This is a genomic window from Aliirhizobium wenxiniae (genome assembly GCF_019511445.1).
Lineage (GTDB): Bacteria > Pseudomonadota > Alphaproteobacteria > Rhizobiales > Rhizobiaceae > Neorhizobium > Neorhizobium wenxiniae_A.
In genome coordinates, this window is sequence record NZ_JAEUAN010000002.1 from 335424 (window position 1) to 353962 (window position 18539).

General features: G+C 60.1%; 17 protein-coding genes. 8 read left to right on the forward strand and 9 right to left on the reverse strand.

The features are described 5' to 3' along the window. Positions 1–4 precede the first annotated feature (4 nt). Complete coding sequence (locus JNB91_RS03795; RefSeq protein ID WP_220324179.1) at positions 5–1207, reverse strand: mandelate racemase/muconate lactonizing enzyme family protein; 1203 nt, start codon at positions 1205–1207, stop codon at positions 5–7. Positions 1208–1482: 275 nt separating this feature from the next. Between JNB91_RS03795 and JNB91_RS03800 the strand changes: the two genes are divergently transcribed. After that, a complete protein-coding gene (locus JNB91_RS03800; protein ID WP_220324180.1) occupies positions 1483–2865 on the forward strand; it encodes an aminotransferase family protein in 1383 nt (460 codons plus the stop codon). Positions 2866–2950: 85 nt separating this feature from the next. Further along, on the forward strand, positions 2951–3928 hold the full coding sequence (locus tag JNB91_RS03805; RefSeq protein WP_220324181.1) for an agmatinase: 978 nt from the start codon (positions 2951–2953) through the stop codon (positions 3926–3928). Here the strand turns inward: JNB91_RS03805 and JNB91_RS03810 are convergent. After that, positions 3925–4323 carry a response regulator gene (locus JNB91_RS03810; RefSeq protein WP_220324182.1) on the reverse strand — a complete coding sequence of 133 codons (399 nt, stop codon included), beginning with the start codon at positions 4321–4323 and terminating at the stop codon, positions 3925–3927. The genes JNB91_RS03805 and JNB91_RS03810 overlap by 4 nt on opposite strands. A 250-nt stretch (positions 4324–4573) precedes the next feature. Continuing rightward, entirely contained in the window at positions 4574–5122 is a 549-nt protein-coding gene (locus JNB91_RS03815; protein ID WP_220324183.1) for a helix-turn-helix domain-containing protein, read from the reverse strand. A gap of 199 nt (positions 5123–5321) precedes the next feature. Between JNB91_RS03815 and JNB91_RS03820 the strand changes: the two genes are divergently transcribed. From JNB91_RS03820 to JNB91_RS03830, 3 genes are all read left to right on the forward strand, one after another. Continuing rightward, positions 5322–5939 carry a response regulator transcription factor gene (locus tag JNB91_RS03820; RefSeq protein WP_220324184.1) on the forward strand — a complete coding sequence of 206 codons (618 nt, stop codon included), beginning with the start codon at positions 5322–5324 and terminating at the stop codon, positions 5937–5939. Positions 5940–6042: 103 nt separating this feature from the next. Further along, positions 6043–6411, forward strand: coding sequence for a response regulator transcription factor (locus JNB91_RS03825; protein WP_220324185.1), 369 nt, complete (start codon positions 6043–6045; stop codon positions 6409–6411). A gap of 19 nt (positions 6412–6430) precedes the next feature. Beyond that, positions 6431–6727, forward strand: coding sequence for a UBP-type zinc finger domain-containing protein (locus tag JNB91_RS03830; protein ID WP_220324186.1), 297 nt, complete (start codon positions 6431–6433; stop codon positions 6725–6727). 25 nt (positions 6728–6752) lie between these two features. Here JNB91_RS03830 and JNB91_RS03835 read toward each other — a convergent pair whose 3' ends face one another. The 3 genes from JNB91_RS03835 to JNB91_RS03845 form a co-directional block, all read right to left on the reverse strand. Next, positions 6753–8399: an FAD-dependent oxidoreductase gene (locus JNB91_RS03835; RefSeq protein ID WP_220324187.1), complete on the reverse strand. Its 1647-nt coding sequence runs from the start codon at positions 8397–8399 to the stop codon at positions 6753–6755. Positions 8400–8489: 90 nt separating this feature from the next. Next, positions 8490–9008 (reverse strand): Dps family protein, encoded by a 519-nt coding sequence (locus tag JNB91_RS03840; protein ID WP_220324188.1) that lies wholly within the window; start codon positions 9006–9008, stop codon positions 8490–8492. Between the two features lie 26 nt (positions 9009–9034). Then, the gene (locus JNB91_RS03845) at positions 9035–9220 is read right to left on the reverse strand and encodes a hypothetical protein (RefSeq protein ID WP_220324189.1); all 186 of its coding nucleotides are present in this window, start codon (positions 9218–9220) and stop codon (positions 9035–9037) included. A 368-nt stretch (positions 9221–9588) separates the two neighbouring features. Between JNB91_RS03845 and JNB91_RS03850 the strand changes: the two genes are divergently transcribed. Beyond that, positions 9589–11094, forward strand: coding sequence for a PAS domain-containing sensor histidine kinase (locus tag JNB91_RS03850; protein WP_220324190.1), 1506 nt, complete (start codon positions 9589–9591; stop codon positions 11092–11094). 9 nt (positions 11095–11103) lie between these two features. Here JNB91_RS03850 and eutC read toward each other — a convergent pair whose 3' ends face one another. Next, entirely contained in the window at positions 11104–11877 is a 774-nt protein-coding gene (gene eutC / locus JNB91_RS03855) for an ethanolamine ammonia-lyase subunit EutC (protein WP_220324191.1), read from the reverse strand. A 1-nt stretch (position 11878) separates the two neighbouring features. Beyond that, the gene (locus JNB91_RS03860; protein WP_220324192.1) at positions 11879–13270 is read right to left on the reverse strand and encodes an ethanolamine ammonia-lyase subunit EutB; all 1392 of its coding nucleotides are present in this window, start codon (positions 13268–13270) and stop codon (positions 11879–11881) included. Between the two features lie 176 nt (positions 13271–13446). On the opposite strand from JNB91_RS03860, the gene JNB91_RS03865 reads away from it, so the two are divergent. Together JNB91_RS03865 and JNB91_RS03870 are read left to right on the forward strand one after the other, a co-directional pair. Next, complete coding sequence (locus JNB91_RS03865) at positions 13447–14247, forward strand: potassium channel family protein (RefSeq protein ID WP_220324193.1); 801 nt, start codon at positions 13447–13449, stop codon at positions 14245–14247. 112 nt (positions 14248–14359) lie between these two features. Beyond that, positions 14360–16921, forward strand: coding sequence for a GcvT family protein (locus tag JNB91_RS03870; RefSeq protein ID WP_220324194.1), 2562 nt, complete (start codon positions 14360–14362; stop codon positions 16919–16921). A gap of 171 nt (positions 16922–17092) precedes the next feature. Here the strand turns inward: JNB91_RS03870 and JNB91_RS03875 are convergent, their stop codons facing one another. Then, complete coding sequence (locus JNB91_RS03875; protein WP_220324195.1) at positions 17093–18484, reverse strand: FAD/NAD(P)-binding protein; 1392 nt, start codon at positions 18482–18484, stop codon at positions 17093–17095. Between the last annotated feature and the right edge of the window lie 55 nt (positions 18485–18539).

Sequence of the window (18539 nt, forward strand, 5' to 3'; positions counted from 1 at the left end):
TTCCTCAGATGGACGAGACGTCGGAGAGCCGACGGCTGACGGTGAAGGCCTTGTCGAGATCCGGATTGAGCTCCATGCCGAGACCCGGACCGGGAGGCACGGTGATCATGCCGTTCTTCACTTCGGGCAAGGCCGTCACCAGATCGCGATACCATGTATTGTAGAAGGCGCGCACGCTTTCCTGCACCAGCGCATTCGGCGCGTTGAGCGACAGATGGGTGGAAGCGCAGAGCACGACCGGGCCGGTGCAATCATGCGGCGCGACCGGCAGGTGCCAGGCCTCCGCCATCGAGGCGATCTTGCGCGATTCAGACAGCCCGCCGCACCAGGAAATATCGAGCATGACGATGCCGGCGACCCCGGTCTCCAGATAGTCGCGAAAACCCCAGCGGGTGGCGAGCGTTTCAGATGCCGAGATCGGCGCCGGCGAGACTTCGGCGTAGCGTTTCAGGCTGGACAGGCTGTCCATCTTGATCGGGTCTTCGTGCCAGAAGGTGTTGTAGGGCGTGAGCGCCTTGGCGATCTGCATCGCCGGCAGAAGCTGCCACATCGAATGGAACTCGACCATGATATCTATTCTGTCGCCGACAGCCTTGCGGATCTTCTCGAACGGTTCGAGCGCCGCCTTCAGGTCAGCGGACGAAATATACTGGCCCTTGGTCTTTTCCGCCGCCTGATCGAACGGCCAGATCTTCATTGCCGTGATGCCTTCGGAGAGCAGCGATTCCGCCAGTTCGTCGGCACGGTGCAGGAAGCCGTTCAGGTCGTCATAATCCTTGCCGGTCGACAGCCCGTAATTAGCCGTCGTCTGCCCGGTCGCCTTCTTGATATATTCGGTACCGGCGCAGGTATTGTAAGTACGGATTTCCTTTCGCGAAAACCCGCCGAGCAGCTGCGCGATCGGCTGGCCGGTCACCTTGCCAAAGATGTCCCAGAGCGCGATGTCGAAGGCGGAATTTCCGCGCACTTCGGCACCCGAAGACCGGAAGCCGACATAGCCGACCAGTTCCTGCGCCAGAAGATCGATCGCCAGCGGATCGCGGCCGATCACGCGCGGGGCGACATATTCGTGGATATAGCTTTCCACCGTTTCGGCCCCGAAAAAGGTCTCCCCCAACCCGGTAATGCCCTCATCGGTGTGGACCAGAACCCAGAGCAGGTTGCTCCGTTCCGCGACGCGCACGGTCTCCAGCTTGGTGATCTTCATGTTTCCTCCCAGAATTTCCCAAGAGCCTGTAATTTTAGGGGAATTGCGGCGATTTCGAAAGCCGTTTGCGGCCGCTAAAGTACGCCGCGCTAATAAATTTATGGCCTTTTTCACGCAGTCCCTCGCCAGCTTTCAAAAGCCGCGTCCGCTTTCGCGAAATTCCCCGCGCAAATCCTTTGACATGAAGCGCGAAGGGCTCTTTCATGCGTCTCAACAAACGTCGCCGGCTCCGAGGAAAGGGCAGGACGACATATAAAGCAAGAAAGAGGAACATCATGAACGTCGCTTCTCGTCCGAACGACATCCAGGCCGTCATCGAGGCCGACCGCGCCCATGTCTGGCACCATCTCTCTCAGCACAAGCAGTATGAGAGCGTCGACCCGAAGATCTATGTCGAGGGCAAGGGCACCCGCGTTTGGGATGCGACCGGCAAGGAATATCTCGATGCGGTGGCCGGTGCCGTCTGGACCGTCAATGTCGGTTACGGCCGAACTTCGATTGCCGATGCCGTGCGCGACCAGCTGGTGAAGCTCAACTATTTCGCCGGTGCCGCCGGCAATGTTCCAGCCGCCCTTTTCGCCGAAAAGCTGATCGAAAAGATGCCGGGCATGACCCGCGTCTACTATTCCAACTCCGGCTCCGAAGCGAATGAGAAGGTGTTCAAGATGGTGCGCCAGATCGCGCACCGGAAGCATAATGGCGGCAAGTACAAGATCCTCTACCGCGACCGCGATTATCATGGCACGACGCTCGGAACGCTCGCCGCTGCCGGCCAGAAGGAACGCCGCGAGCAATACGGCCCGATGCCGGAAGGTTTTGTCGAGGTGCCGCATTGCCTCGAATATCGCAGCCAGTGGGGCGATGTAGACGACTATGGCATCCGCGCCGCCAACGCGATCGAGGAAGTCATCCTGCGCGAAGGCCCGGAAACCGTTGGTCTTCTGTGCCTGGAACCGGTCACCGCTGGCGGCGGCGTCATCACCCCGCCCAAGGGTTACTGGGAACGGGTGCAGGAAATCTGCCGCAAATACGATGTCCTCTTGCATATCGACGAAGTCGTCTGCGGCATGGGCCGCACCGGAAAATGGTTCGGTTACCAGCATTACGGCATCGAGCCGGATTTCGTCACCATGGCCAAGGGCGTCGCCTCCGGTTATGCGGCGATCTCCTGCACCGTGACGACCGAAAGGGTCTTCGAACTGTTCAAGGACGACCCGACCGACCCGCTCTCCTATTTCCGCGACATCTCCACCTTCGGCGGCTGCACCTCGGGGCCTGCAGCAGCACTCGAAAACATGCGGATCATCGAGGACGAAGGCCTGCTCGAAAACACGCTGAAAATGGGCGAGCGGCTGATGAACAATCTGCGCGAATTGCAGACCCGCCATCAGGTCATAGGCGATGTCCGCGGGCTTGGCCTGTTCTGCGGCGCGGAGCTGGTTATGGATCGCGCCACCAAGGAACCGGCACCGGAAAAGATGGTTCAGGCCGTCACCGCCGACTGCCTGGCGCAGGGCGTCATCATCGGCGCCACCAACCGTTCGGTCCCCGGCCTCAACAACACGCTCTGCATGAGCCCGCCGCTGATCATCAACGCAAGCGAGATCGACCAGATCACCGGCGCCATCGACAAGGCGCTGAGCAAGGTGTTTGGCTGATTGCCAGAACAATCCGGGCCGCGGTGCCAGACCGCGGCCCGCATCCATTTGCACAACATGAGCGGCAAAGCCGCCGGGGAACTGAATGAGCAATTCCGACTTCCGCCCGGTTTCGGGCCTCGATCTGCCGCGCTTTGCCGGCATCGCAACCTTCATGCGCCTGCCGCACGTTCCTCTCGATGACACGCGTCTGGGCGAGGTGGATATCGGCCTGATCGGCGTGCCCTGGGATAGCGGCACGACCAATCGGCCCGGCCCGCGCCACGCGCCGCGCCAGTTGCGCGACCTCTCCACGATGATCCGCCAGCAGAACGGCGCCACGAAAATCCTGCCCTTCGAGCTGGCACGCTGCGCCGATCTGGGCGATGTCGGCCCCAATCCGGCCGACGTGCAGGATTCCATGAACCGCATCACCGCCTTCTACGATCAGGTGAAGGCGGCCGGCATCATGCCGCTGACGGCGGGCGGGGATCACCTGTCCTCGCTGCCGATCCTGCGCTCGCTTGGCCGCGACAGGCCCTTGGGCATGATCCATTTCGACAGCCACACCGATCTCTTCCACTCCTATTTCGGCGGCTTCAAATACACACACGGCACACCCTTTCGCCGGGCGGTCGAGGAAGGCCTGATCGATCCGAAACGGGTCTGCATGATCGGCATCCGCGGCCCGGCCTATGATTTTGAGGACCGCGACTTCGCCGATGCCGTCGGTATCCGCGTCATTCCGATCGAGGAGTTTCACGCCCGAGGCGTCGAGGATGTCATGGCGGAGGCGCGGGAAATTGCCGGATCAGGCGAGACCTATGTCAGCTACGATATCGACTTCGTCGATCCGGCCTTTGCACCGGGCACAGGCACGCCGGAAATCGGCGGCCCGAACAGCTATCAGGCGTTGCAGGTGGTGCGCGAACTGCGTGGCCTCAACATCGTCGGCGCCGACATAGTGGAAGTATCGCCGCCATTCGACGCGAGCGGCGCAACAGCCTTCCTCGGCATCACGGTGATGTTCGAACTGCTCTGCGTCATGGCCGAAATCATCGGCAAGCGTGGCGGCACCAACTAAACCGCATTCGCCATGCCGGCATCGTTGAGAAGCCCGCTGATGGCGGCGATCAGCTGTGCCGGCACGAAAGGTTTCTGGATCAGCACGCTGTTGGGCACGCCATGCGAAGTCCATTCGGACGCACTGTCGGCCGTCACATAGACGACGGGAATGTTCGACTGACACTGCCGGGCGTGGCGTCCGACCTGCCAGCCGTTCGCGCCCTTGCCGAGGCGGATATCGGTGATGACGCCGGAAAACTGAGCGGCATCTGCATCGAGCGCCGCGATCGCCTCTTCGGCAGAGGCGAAGGACGCAACCTCAAAACCGTTTTCGGTCAAAAGCTCCTCGGCATCGAGCCGCAGGAGATGGTCGTCTTCGACCAGAAGCAACTGAATTGATGCGTCATCCGCCATGGTCCGTCCTATCGGATGCGGCGGTAAGACAAGAACTCCGCATCCCAGTTTCAGGCTCCGACCTCACCGTCGTCACCATCCCGTCCGGGCGCCTAACGCAATCAGGGGCAAGTAGTTCCCCATTCTGATACAATCTTCGAAAATGCTTACCCACAGTGATACGCTTGCATCACTGGGCGCATCAAATCGAGGCGCTGCAGGCCTTGGGGGCCGCCTGCAGCGCCTCGATACGGCACGGCATAATCGTCGCCTATTGCAGCGCGACGGCACCGTCCGGACGGGAGAAATAGCGACGCCATGCACTCGGCGTGGTGCCGGTCACGCGTCGGAAAACACGGGAGAGATGCGACTGGTCCGCCAGTCCGCAATCGAGTGCGATCTCGCAGAGCGGGGCGTTGGTGCTGAGCATGCGCTGCTTAGCATGTTCGACCCGGCAGGAGACGACGTAATTGTGCGGAGGAACGCCGAAGGTCGCCTTGAACGCGGCGGAGAAATAGCTGGTGCTGAGCCGAACCTGCTGGGCCAGTTCATCGAGCGGGATGCCGTGGGAGATGCGGTCGTCGATATATTGCTTCACCTTCTTGACCTGCCAGGGGGCAAGGCCGCCGGTGGTGACCTGCTTTTCCGGGCCGACCGGAGCGACTGATCCCACCAGCCGGAGCTGGGCAGGCTGGCGCTCGGAAATTTTCGCGTCGATGGAAAAGGGATTTTCTGGATATAGGCCGGTCAGGTCGGCATAGATGGTGCTCATGTCGAGCGGGTTGATCTGACGGGCGACAACAGCTGCGGTGGCGGACATCTTCGCTCTCCTGTGGGTCTGTTGAATTTTCACCAGGCCATATTGAGAGCTCGAGCCGCGATCCGATATTCTACAGTCAGTCAGTTTTCGTACCCATGGGTTTTAGGATCATATACGTGGGTATGATTGCCCCTTGAGGAACTGGCCGCGTAGGGTCAGGCAAACGCTGGAACAGCAAACATTTGTACGAATTGAGCACATGACGGAAAGCCCAATCATTCTGGTAGTCGATGACGAGCCGCTGATCCGGCAGGCGCTCGACACCCTGCTTCGCTCGGTCGGCTATAAGGTGCGTACTTTCGAAACTGCACTCGACCTCTATGAGGACGAATGCCTGCCGCAGGCGAGCTGCCTGATCCTCGATATCAGATTGCCCTTTACCAGCGGCCTGGATTTCCAGCAGAAACTCACCGACCGTGGCATCGTTGTTCCGATCATCTTCGTCACCGCCCATGGCGACATTCCGATGACGGTACGTGCCATGAAAGCGGGCGCGGCAGACTTTCTTTCCAAGCCATTCAGGGATCAGGATATTCTCGATTCCGTCGCTGCTGCGGTGCTGAAGCATAGGGAGTTTTTAGGTTCCAGTAAGACCGAGGCCGATCTCAAATCCCGCTACACCTCGCTTTCCCCGCGCGAACAGCAGATCATGGCCATGGCGACAGCCGGCCTGATGAACAAGCAGATTGCCGGCGAACTGGGCCTGAGCGAGATCACCGTGAAGATCCACCGCGGCAAGGTCAGCCGCAAGATGAACGCGAAAACCTTCGCCGATCTGGTGAAGATGGCAGAATTGCTTGGTCTGTCGCACCGTTAGAATAAGCCGAATAAACGCTCGTATAATTTAAACCTCTGTCTCCGGGGCGCATATTAGGGGCAAAGAGAAAGACCGGGATTTCCCGGAGATTGGTTCATTCCCGTTGAAAGCGCCTGTCACCATTGCCATCATCGACGACGAGGAAAACATTCGTCGCGGGATGAGCGGCCTATTGCGATCGCTGGGTTACGAAGCCCGCGCATTCGAATCCGCAGAAGCATTCCTCGCCACCACGGCAGCAACCGACTGTTCCTGCATCGTCTCCGACGTGCATATGGACGGCATGAGCGGCATCGACCTCTTCCAGACGCTGGCTGCGCGCGGAAGCGAGGTTCCGTTCATCTTCGTCACAGCCTTTGCCGAAGAGGTCGGACGGCTCGATCTCGGCAAGGACACCTGCGTCCTGCCAAAACCTTTCAAGGTCGATATCCTCATAGATTGCATCGAGAAGGCAACCCAGCCGACTACGTGAACATTGAAGGAAGAAGCGCATGTGTACGCATCATAACTTCATCAGAACCGTGACGCCGAAAACGCGCGGCTGCGAGGAATGCCTTGAACAGGGCATGACATGGGTTCACCTGCGCCTCTGCCGCGAATGCGGTCATGTCGGATGTTGTGACCAGTCGGAAGGCAAGCACGCGACCGCCCATTTCAGGCACACGCGCCACCCGATCATCGAGGGCTATGATCCGCCGGAAGGCTGGGGATGGTGCTATATCGATGAAGAGATTGTCGATCTGCCCGACCAGACACCACAGGTCGGCCCGATCCCGCGTTACGTTTGAGTGTTGAAAGGGCGAAAGCCGCGGTTCAATGAGCCGCGGCGAGATACTGATGGATCGCGGCAACCACCACCGATCCCTCCCCCACCGCGGATGCCACGCGCTTGACGGAACCGGCACGCACGTCCCCCACGGCAAAGATACCCGGCTTGCTGGCAGCATAGGGATGCCGTGTCATGTCGTCTGATGACAGACCGGTACACACAAAACCATGGCCGTCGAGTTCCAGACAGCCATCGAGCCAGTCGGTATTGGGCTCCGCACCGATCATCACGAACAGGTTGGAGGCGTCGCAGCGGGAGGCCTGACCGGTTGAGCGGTCGATCCAGGTCACCGTTTCAAGCGCCTGCCCACCATCCAGTTCGGTGATCTCGCAGCCTTCGCAAAGCGTGATATGCGGCGAAATCTTAATCCGCTGCACCAGATAGTCGGACATCGTTGCGGAAATCTGGCTGCGCACCAGCATGTGGACATGGCGCGCCGTTCGCGAGAGAAACACGGCTGCCTGCCCGGCCGAGTTACCACCGCCGACGATGACGACCTCCTGCCCCGAGCAGATCTGCCCTTCCATAGCGGTTGCCGCATATTGGATGCCCCGCCCCTCGAACCGGGCGTAGTTGGGAACATCGAGCTTGCGATATCGTGCGCCGGTCGCAACGACGACGGTTCTGGTATTGACCGAACGGCCATCGCTCAAACCCACGACATAAGGTGCGTTCGAACAATCCAGCGACGCTGCACTGCGCGAGACGCAAAGACGCGCGCCGAATTTTTGCGCCTGGATATGCGCCCGCCCGGCAAGCGCCAGCCCGGAAATGCCGGTCGGGAAACCGAGATAGTTTTCGATCTTGGAGGAGGTACCCGCCTGGCCACCCGGCGCCATGGTTTCCACCACCAGCGTCTTTAGCCCTTCCGAGGCGGCATAGACAGCCGAGGCAAGCCCGGCCGGTCCGGCGCCCAATACGACAACGTCATAAAGCGCACTATCTTCCGGCGGTTCGAAAAGCCCCAGTTCATCGGCCAGCATTTCGTTCGTCGGCTGCTTGAGAACGCCATGATCTGGCGTGATCAGAGCCGGTAGTTCATCCGGGCCGATCCCGAACCTCTGCAGGATCGCCGGCACATCGGGATCGTTCACACCCATAACGGTCACGGGATAGAGATTGCGGATAAGGAACCGCTGTATGCCGAGAAGATCACCGCTTTCCCGGTGGCCAATCAGAATGCCGCCGCCTGTCGCGTGGCGCACGAAGCCCGCCCGGCGAAGAATGTAGGAACGGATGATTGTCTCGCCGATATCCGGCTCTCCGGTGATCAGCGCCCGAAATTTTTCGTGGCAGACTCGGATCACCCGCGAACCGGCAAGGCACAGGCCCGAGAGCAAAATGCTGCGATGGGTGAACATGTTCTGCTCACCGCTGAACTGGCCTCGCTTATAGCTGTAGAGATGATGCCGGCCCTTGATCGGATCGTCGGCGAACATCTGCAATTCGCCGTCCAGAACCAGAAGGAAATCGATCGAATGATCGCCCCGACGGAAGACATAAGTATCCTCCTCGACAAGCTCTTCCGTCCCATAAGGGCGAATGCGTTCGATCATCTCGTCAGTCAGCAACGGAAAGGTCTGGGCCGGGCGTATCCACGGATCGGTGGGATCGACAGGAAGATCGGGCATGCAAAGCTCCCCACCAGAAAATCAACCAAGGATTGCAGTTTTTATCAATGAAAAGCCGGCATCCGCAAACGGATGCCGGCGCAGGAGGCATTACTTGTTGGTGTCGCGCAGGATCTCGAACAGGAACCAGGCGCGCTTTTCCGACTCGTCGATCCAGTTTTCGAGAAGGCTGGCTGTGCCGACATCGTTGTGTTCGTCGCAAACATCATGCAGCTCGCGCATGCTGGCAATGAGGGCCGCATTGTCCTCGCGCAGTTCCGCCAGCATTTCATGCGGATGGACGAAATCGGCATCATTGTCCTCGATGCGCTGCTTGCGGGAAATATCGCCGATCGAGCGCAGCGTGTTGCCGCCGATCTTGCGGACGCGTTCGGCCAGCGGATCGGTCATCGCGAGAAGCTCGTCGCCGTGGTCATCGAGCATCAGATGGAAATCACGGAAATTTACGCCGGACATATGCCAGTGGAAATTCTTGGTCTTGAGGTAAAGCGCGAAGACATCCGCGAGCAACGCATTGGCTCCGCCGGAAATGTCCTTGGTTGCCTCGGCGCCAAGACCCGTCGGGGTCTTGAGATCTGCCGAGCGGCGAGATTTGGCGGTCTGTTCCATGATCATATCCTTCATTGAGATTTGAATTACGCGGTTCTGAACGACCCCGGCGGATCGCTTGCGGGAAACGTCTCGCGCAACGCCTCGTCGACATCCTCATCGGTTTCGACATGACCTGCGGGCGCTCTCGCAACGACGAGATCGAGCGGTTCAGGCAGGCTTTCGAGACCGTCACGCAGAACGTCTTCCGCGTCTTGACGCTTGTTCGTCATGTCATGCCTCCGGTTTTGCTGCGAACACCCACGCCGTCGCTCTGGAAACTGAGATTACGGCGTTTGCGTTCCACTGATGGGACAATATCGCTCTGCCCTGCCCGCGACTTGGACAAATCCATCTGCGCGAACAGTGCAGCCTGCTTTCCGATGGCAACCCAAACGAGCCGGTTGCGTAATTTTGGACAATTCAGGATTATTTCAGAGAAGCATATCACGAAATTCTCCGATAGTCTGTCGCGAGAATGGGGCAATAGCGACCAAGGCTGAACGGTCGACCGAAGGGGCGGGACTTGCAAAGCGACATGACGAATTGGATGCGGCGAGCCGGGGACCGCTCTGACACCGCAGGCAGCCGTAGATATCGCGTGGCGTTCGGTATCACCTCAGGGCTTGCCATCTTCGCCATTGACACCTTCACCACTCTGGCAAGCGCAGTCGCCGTGCTTTACGTGCTGGTCATCGTGCTCGCCGGCGATCTCGGCAGCAAACGCATCATCCGGGCGACCTCCGCCGTCTGCGCAATCCTCACGCTTATCAGCTTTGCCACCTCGCACGGACAGGATCTGGAATCCCAGGCGACCTTACGCCTGCTGTTCAGCCTCGCCGCCAATATCGTGACGACACTTCTCCTGTTGCGCCGCGTCGGCGACGAAGCGGCGCTGAAGGAAAGCGAACATCGCTACCGGACGATTTTCGAAACGCTGGCGATCGCGATCTGGGAAAACGACTTTCGCCAGGTGAAGACAGAGCTCGACAAGCTGCGCGAACGCGGCATCGTCGATATACGCCTGTATCTTGCGGATCATCCCGACTTTGTCGTCGACATGCGCAAAGCCGTGCGGATTACCGACGTCAACCAGACAGCACTCAAGCTGATGGGCGTTCCATCCAAGGAGGAATTCTTCCGCACGCTTGACGACTTTCTTCCCGACAACGACGGTGGTTTCGCGCATTTTCTGACTGGCATTTTCGAAGGCCAGACCGAATTCCAGTCGGAAACCATTGTGCGCAGCCGGGATGGCCGCCTGATACCGATCCTGGTTGCGTTGAGTTTTCCGAAAGACGGCTCCGGCCTCGACCGCATACAGGCAAGCATCGTCGACATGACCGAGCGCCATCAGTTTCAGGAAGCGCTGGAAACGTCCCGGCAGGAACTGGAACAGGCGTCCCGCGCGGCAATGATCGGCGAAATTTCGGCCTCGATTGCCCATGAGGTCAACCAGCCGCTTTCGGCGATCATGACCTTCGTTCAAGCCGGAACGCGCTGGCTGAACCGGCAGCCGCCGGATATCGATGAGGCTAAGCTCGCGCTGCAGGATGCCGTAGTGGCAACCGAACATGCAGCCCAGGTGGTTAAGCGCGTGCGGATGCTGCTCGGAAAATCGAAATCGGAAGATACCGAAGTGACGGTCGATGCCGCGATCTCCGATGCCGTTCAGCTGAAACAGAAGGAACTTGCAACTGACGGAGTGCAGGTGAGCCTTTCGCTGATGGCGCAGGGCGGAGCCGTTCGAGGTGACCGCGTTCTGCTGCAGCAGGCTTTCCTGAATATCATATCCAACGCGATGCACGCGATGGAGACGGCAGACGCCCGCACGCTTTCAATCCATAGCAGCCTTACCGACGATGGCATCACCATACGCTTTACCGATAGCGGTGCGGGTCTGGGTTCGATCGCGCCGGAAACCCTGTTCAAGCCGTTCAATACGACCAAGCCGAATGGCATGGGTCTTGGCCTTGCCATGTGCCGCTCGATCATGATGGCGCATAGTGGCACGATCTCGATCCGCGACCGGGCGGACGGACCAGGCGCGGTCGTCGAGGTCAGGCTGCCGCTTGCAGCGGACGAAGCGGTGCCGCTGACTGCGTGATGCCTGCCGCTACACGTTTGAGGACGGCAGTTTTGCTAAAGCCGCTTTCAGCGCCACGCCGCTGACGCGGGTCTTCACCATGTCCTTGACCAGCGCGGCAATAATTTCGGCGGCTTCGCGGATCGGCAGACCGCCATCGCGGATATTGGAAACGCAGTTGCGGCCGGAATCCGGGTTTCCCGACTTCGGACCATAGGTGATGTAAGCACCGAGACTATCGGCAGCGGAAAGCCCCGGACGTTCACCGACAAGCACGATGGTTAGCCTTGTCCCAAGCGCCTCACCGGTGGGATCACCGAGCGCCACCCTTGCCTGGCTGGCGAGCACGATCGGCGCCGTCGAGAGGTTAAACGCAGCTAGTTTCGGCATGAGCGCTTCGATCAACGGCACGGCATTGAGATCGACGGCGCTGGACGACAACCCGTCTGCCACGACAATCGCGACGTCATAGCCCTTAGCCGATCCCGCCTGTTTCAACCGCTCGGCCGACTCCACCGAAAGCATCCGCCCGAGATCCGGCCGACGCACATAGATGCTGCGATCGGTGGCCATGCTGTCAACCTTCACCACCGAGAGGCCGAGACGGTTGAGCCGATCGGTGAGCAAGCCACGGTCAACGCTGGTCCACACCGCTTCGCGTGCCCGCGCATGGTCGAGCAGAAAGGAAAGCTGCGCTCGTGTCGGAAGACCCGCGCCATGGCGACCGAGCGAAACGCGCGCATCGGTCATTTCCCTGAGGTCCAACGTCTTCTCGGCAGCGGAGGGTTCGATCACCTTTGCCATGTCAGGCTCCAATAAATGCGCTTTGGCGGACATAGTTGGAAAGCGCTGCCGGCTCGCCGATCAAAGCGCCGTTGCGATCCGTCAGCCCGATCTCGGCAAGCCACTGTTCGAACTCCGGCGCAGGTGGCCGTTTCAGCGTCTCGCGGCAATAGACGGCATCGTGATGCGACAGGGACTGATAGTTCAACATGATGTCGTCGGCACCGGGAACGGTGATGACGAAGTTGACATTGGCCGCGCAGAGCAGCGTCAGCAGCGTATCCATGTCTTCCTGATCGGCATCCGCATGGTTAGTGTAGCAAACATCGACGCCCATCGGCAGGCCGAGCAGCTTGCCGCAGAAATGATCCTCGATACCGGCGCGGATGATCTGCTTGCCGTTGAACAGGTATTCCGGGCCGATGAAGCCGACGACGGTATTGACGAGCAGCGGATCGAACTCACGGGCGACCGCATAGGCGCGCACTTCCATCGTCTGCTGATCGACGCCGAAATGTGCGTCGGCGGACAGGGCCGCGCCCTGCCCCGTTTCGAAATACATGACATTCGCCCCCGGCATGCCACGGTTCAGCGATCGCCCCGCCTCATGCGCCTCCTTCAAGAGGGCGAGATCGACGCCGAAACCGCGATTGGCCTTTTCCGACCCCGCCACCGACTGGAAGACCAGATCGACCGGCGCGCCCCGTTCAATCGCTTGGATCGCCGTCGTCACATGGCCGAGACAGCAGGTCTGGGTCGGGATCGCCAGTTTCTCCCGTAGTTCGTCGAGCAGCGAGACGATGCGGATATAGTCATCCGTCGCATCGGTCGCCGGATTGACGCCGATCACCGCATCGCCCGATCCCATCAGCAGGCCATCGATCGCCGAAGCGATGATGCCGCGGCTGTCGTCGGTCGGGTGGTTCGGCTGGTTGCGGGTGGAAAGCCGCCCCGCAAGCCCGATCGTGTTGCGGAAACGGGTTACGACACGGCGCTTGGCGGACACGGCGATCATGTCCTGCAGCCGCATGATTTTCGACACGGCGGCAACCATTTCAGGTGTCAGTCCCCAGGTAACGGCCTCCAGCCGGTCATGAGTCGTCTCGGGCTTGAGCAGCCATTCGCGGAATTCGCCGACGGTGAGCGACGAGACCGCGGAAAACGCCGCCGGATCATGCCGTTTGGCGATCAGCCGGGAAACCTCGTCATCATCGGACGAGATCAGTTCCTCGCCGAGAAACGCCTTCAGCGGCAGGTCGGCGAGCGCCATCTGCGCCGCAAGCCGTTCGACCGGGCCATCCGCGGCAATCCCCGCCAACTGGTCCCCCGAGCGCTCCGGCGTCGCCTTCGCCAGCAGGTCCCTCAGGTCGGCAAAGCGAAATACGGTCTGTTCGATGGTGGTCGTGTAGGACATGCAGGATCAACCCGTAAAATGCGTGCGCGATCGGCCTTTCCGAAAACTCAGGCCCCTCCAAGCCATCGTTCCATCACGATTAAGCACGACAAACGCAACGCTTTTCAAGCGCAATATTGGCAAGGCCTACCGCGCCGCCTGCTTGACCTCTCCGCGCAGTCCAATATCTACGCCGCATGGATTCTCAAGGCACACCAGACACGTCCCGTTTCGATATCAACGCGCTGCGGGAAACCATCCGTCGCATCGCCAAGGGCCGCGACACCTGGGCCTTGCGCTGGCAGGCGCTGCTTGCCTTCATCGATATCTGTATTCTCGCCTTCTTCCTGCTCGGACCCTATCTGCGCGACGGGCCGTCCTATCTCATCATCGATTACATGATCGCCATCTGGATCGCGACGGAACTGGCAGCTCGTTCGCTTGCGGCCCCCTCGCTCGGCAGGTTCATGAAAATGCCGATGACCTGGGTCGACCTCATCATTCTGGCGACGCTTCTTTTTCCCGACACGCTGTTCAACTTCGCCTTTTTGCGGGTCATGCGCATCTGGGCAATCGGCAGGAGCCCGCTCCTGAAGGAATTGATGCGGCGCTTCGGCTGCCTGCATCTGGAAGACGTGACACGTGCCAGCCTGAACTTCGTCGTTTTCCTCTTCATGGTCACCGGATTCGTCTACACGACATTCTTTTATGACCGTCCGAGCGGCGAAGGTTTCGTCGATGCGCTCTATTTCACGGTCGCGACGATCACCACGACCGGCTTCGGCGACATCACGCTTCCCGGCACGCTCGGCAAGCTGACTTCCGTCATCACCATGATCATCGGCATCTCGCTCTTTGTCAGACTGGCACAGGCGATCGTGCGGCCGAACAAGGTGCGCTTCCCCTGTCCCGAATGCGGGCTCCAGCGCCATGATACCGATGCCGTTCACTGCAAGGCCTGCGGTCACCTGTTGAACATTCCGGATGAAGGCCACTGACGAGGTCCATATGCTTTCCGCAATGACGGATGCAAGCGTCTTCCGTGTCGTATATCGACTGGGCCGTAACACGAACTGTCGTTAATCTCCCCCGCATATTCAGGAGACGGCAATGGCAGAATTTCCAACCAAGGCAAACGTGGTCATCATTGGGCTCGGCGGCATCGTCGGCGCCTCTATCGCCCACCATCTGGTGGAACGCGGTTGGGACGACATTGTCGGCATCGACAAGTCCGGCATCCCGACCGACATCGGCTCCACCGCCCATGCCTCGGATTTCTGCTACACGACCAGCCACGATTATCTCTCGGTCTGGACGACGCAATATTCGATCGATTTCTACGAGAAGATGGGCCACTACGCCCGTATCGGCGGCCTTGAAGTTGCCCGCACCGGCGATGATCTCTGGATGGAAGAGATCAAGCGCAAGCTGACGTCCGCAAAGGCCTTCGGCACCCGCGCCCATTACGTCTCGCCCGCCGAGATCAAGGAGAAATTCCCGCTGATCGAGGAGGATCAGATCCAGGGCGGCATGTTCGATCCCGATGCCGGCCTTGTCATTCCCCGCAGCCAAACTGTTGCGGGCAAGCTGGTCGATGCTGCAGAGAAGGCCGGCAAGCTCAAAGTCTTCGGCAATACGTCTGCAACCTCGCTGGTCGTCGAAAACGGCCGCATCAAGGGCGTCGTCACCCATCGCGGCACGATCATGGCCGATCACGTCATCGTCTGCGCCGGCATCTGGGGTCGTCTGATCGCCGAAATGGTGGGAGAAGATCTGCCGGTCATGCCGGTCGATCATCCGCTGACCTTCTTCGGTCCGTTCAACGAATTTGCCGGAACGGGCAAGGAGATCGGCTATCCGCTGCTGCGCGACCAGGGCAACTCCGCCTATATGCGCGACACCGGCGACCCGAACACGACCGAGGGCGGCCAGATCGAATGGGGCTATTACGAGACCGACAACCCGCGCCTCTGCCACCCGCGCGATATCCTCGAAAAACACGAAGCACGCCTGTCGCCCTCGCAGCGCGATCTCGACATGGAACAGATCCTGACGCCGCTGGAGCGTGCGATGGAACTGACGCCGATCCTCGGCGAACTGGGCTATAACGAAGGCCATTCCTTCAATGGCCTGCTGCAGGTTTCAGCCGCCGGAGGTCCGTCTTGCGGCGAAAGCCAGAAGGTGCGCGGCCTCTGGTATTGCGTCGCCATCTGGGTCAAGGATGGTCCCGGCTACGGCAAGCTGATCGCCGATTGGATGACCGACGGTCGCACCGAGATCGACCACAACTCGATCGACTATTCCCGCTTCTACCCGCACCAGCTGACCGAAGACTTCATCGAGGGCCGCACCCGCGAGGCGGCGCAAAAAATCTATTTCCCGGCAGTGCACCCGCGCGAACCCTATGCGACCGGCCGCAACGTCAAACGCTCGCCCTTCTACGAGCGCGAGAAGGAGCTTGGCGGTTACTTCATGGAACTCGGCGGCTGGGAGCGTGCCCATGGCTACGCCGCCAACGAGCATCTTTTGGAAAAATACGCCAATCAGGTGCCGGTACGCGAGAACGAATGGGACAACCGTCATTTCTGGCGCGTGTCGAATGCCGAACATCTGGCGATGAGCGAGGATTGCGGCATCGTAAACCTCTCGCACTTCCACATGGTCGATATCGAAGGGCCGGACCATGTCGAGCTGCTGGAATGGCTTTGTGCCGCAAAGATCGGCGGCGACGCCAATATCAGCAAGGGCATCTACACCCACTTCCTCGACGACGAAGGCATGGTGCGCGCCGACTTCACCGTGTTCCGTATGGAAGATCGCTGCCGTCTGGTGAACGGTGCCGATGCCGGCCCGCGCGACTTCCACTACATGAAGCGTGTTGCCGAGGATCGCGGCCTCGACGTAACCATTACCGACGTCTCCGAAAAATTCATCACCATCGGCATCTGGGGCCCGAACGCCCGCGACACGCTGAAGAAAGTCGTTGCCGACCCGGCTGGTCTCGACATCGAAAACTTCGCCTTCGCCGCCATCAAGCCGATCGAGATCGCCGGCAAGCCGGTGACTGCCTTCCGCATTTCCTATGTCGGTGAACAGGGCTGGGAACTGCATATGAAATACGAGGACGGCCTTGCCGTCTGGGACGCTTTGCGCGCCACCAGCGTGATGGCCTTCGGCGTCGAGACCTATGCAAACTCCCGCCGCATGGAAAAATCGCTGCGCCTGCAGAACGGCGATCTTCTGACCCAGTACAATCTGATCGAGGCAGATCTCGCCCGCCCCAAGGTCAAGGAAGCCGATTTCCGCGGCAAGGCAAAACATCTGGAATACAAGGCGCGGGCCAACCAGCCGGCCATGCTCTGCACGCTGGTGATGACCGACAACACGGATGCGAGCGGTGTCAAGCGCTATCCGGTCGGCGCGATGCCGGTGATCGACCCGGAAACGGGCAAGACGCTGGTCGATGAGTTGGGTCGCATTTCCTACACCACCTCGGTCGCCTACGGTCCGACGATCGGCAGGAATATCGCACTTGCCTATCTGCCATGGGATTATTGCCAGGTCGGGAGGAAGCTGGTGGTCAACTATTTCAACGAGGACTTTCCGGTGGAGGTGGCGGCAGTTGGTTACAAGCCGCTGTACGATCCGGAGAACTTGAAGCCGAGAACGTAACCAAGAACTCCGTCATTCCTGTCCTTGTGACAGGAATCCAGCCGACGCGCGGCGGCGCGGCGAGAGGAGTCTTTTCAGCCCAAGGACTTGGGCTGGCTGGATCTCTGTTCCTCGGGTTTAACCCGAGGAACAGAGATGAGGGAGGAGAGCGTTGCCCGCTCATCAAAAACCTCACGCGCTCTGCCGTTGCCCCACCCCGGCATCACCCGCCAGCTCCCAGGCAATCTCCTCCGCCACCTGTTTCGCCTGGTTGCGGATATCCGGCACGGCGGTGATTTCCCAGAACTGGCCGGCAGTCAGTGCGCCGACGGCGTAAAGCCTCGGTCGCACCGTTCCATCCGGGCAACAGATGCGCGAGCGGGCATCGACGCTGACGCCGAGGCCAAGCCGGTCCATGCCGATCACCGATGTCTCGCACATCTGCTGCAACAGCGGCGAATGGGCGATGCCGGCGCGCTCCATGCCGGTACAGTTGACGATCCAGTCGACGGCGATCTCCTGCATCTCGGAAGTCCCGCGTTTGCGGAAACGGATGCCGATCCGGCCATCGGCTTCCCTGATCTCACGAATGAAACCGGCATGGACCGTCACCGTGCCTGTGTCGATCAGCGGCTTGAAGCGCGACCAGACCGGCGGGGCAAGCCGGTGCCGGTGAATGTTCCACCAGGCAAGCGCATGCCGCATGAAACGGGATCGTTGTGCATCATTCAGTTCCTGCCAGAGCTGCTGCGTACGGTGCCGCAACCCATCCATCAGTCCGCGCCAGTCGGCTCCCTCGCGCACCTGCGCACGGAAACCTGCGAGGATGTCGCTGATCTCGTGGCCCTTTGTCGGCAGCCGAGGTTCGACAGCCTCCGGCTTGATCGTGCTGTGCGGATGCGGAACGAGACCACGCCGGGAAATCACATGGATCTCGCCACGATGCCCGTGCGAGCGCAGCGACAGCACCTGATCCACCATCGTCAGGCCGGAGCCTAGAATGCAGATATCATCATCGGGTTTGACGGATGAGAGCCAGCCAAGCCGCCAGGGGTTCTGCACGATGCGGTGACGCATCTTGTCCGGTATGAGGTCAGACGCGATCGGCATTTCAGCATTGCCGACACCGAGGCAGAGCGCGACATTTCGGGCTCGCAGTACCGTATCATTGTCGAGATGGAATTCGATATCCGTCTCATCCGGCATCATGCAGGCGGTTGCCTTCGCCTTGATGAAATCGACCGCGACGCGATCATCCCGGCGACGCAACAGCGAGGCAAGCCTGTCCCTCAGATAAAGCCCGTAATCCCCACGCGCAGCAAAATAATCGCCGACCGGCTTGCGCCCCTTTTCCCTCAGCCAGTCGAGGAAATCGTCCGGTTCGTCTGGAAAGGCGCTCATCCGCGCGGCAGGCACATTGAGCCGATGCAAGTAGAATTCGCTGCGATAGGCGGTGCCGCGGCCAAAACCCGGATCGTCGCCGATAATCGCAATCGAGCGCTCGGGCCCGAGCTGGCGCAGAAGATTGATGGTCAGCGCAATGGCTGAAAAACCGGAACCGACAACAGCGACGTCATAGATCAAGGGTCAACTCCTGCTCTATTTCGGAAAGCCGGCCGCCGTCCCCTTAGGCGCCCGT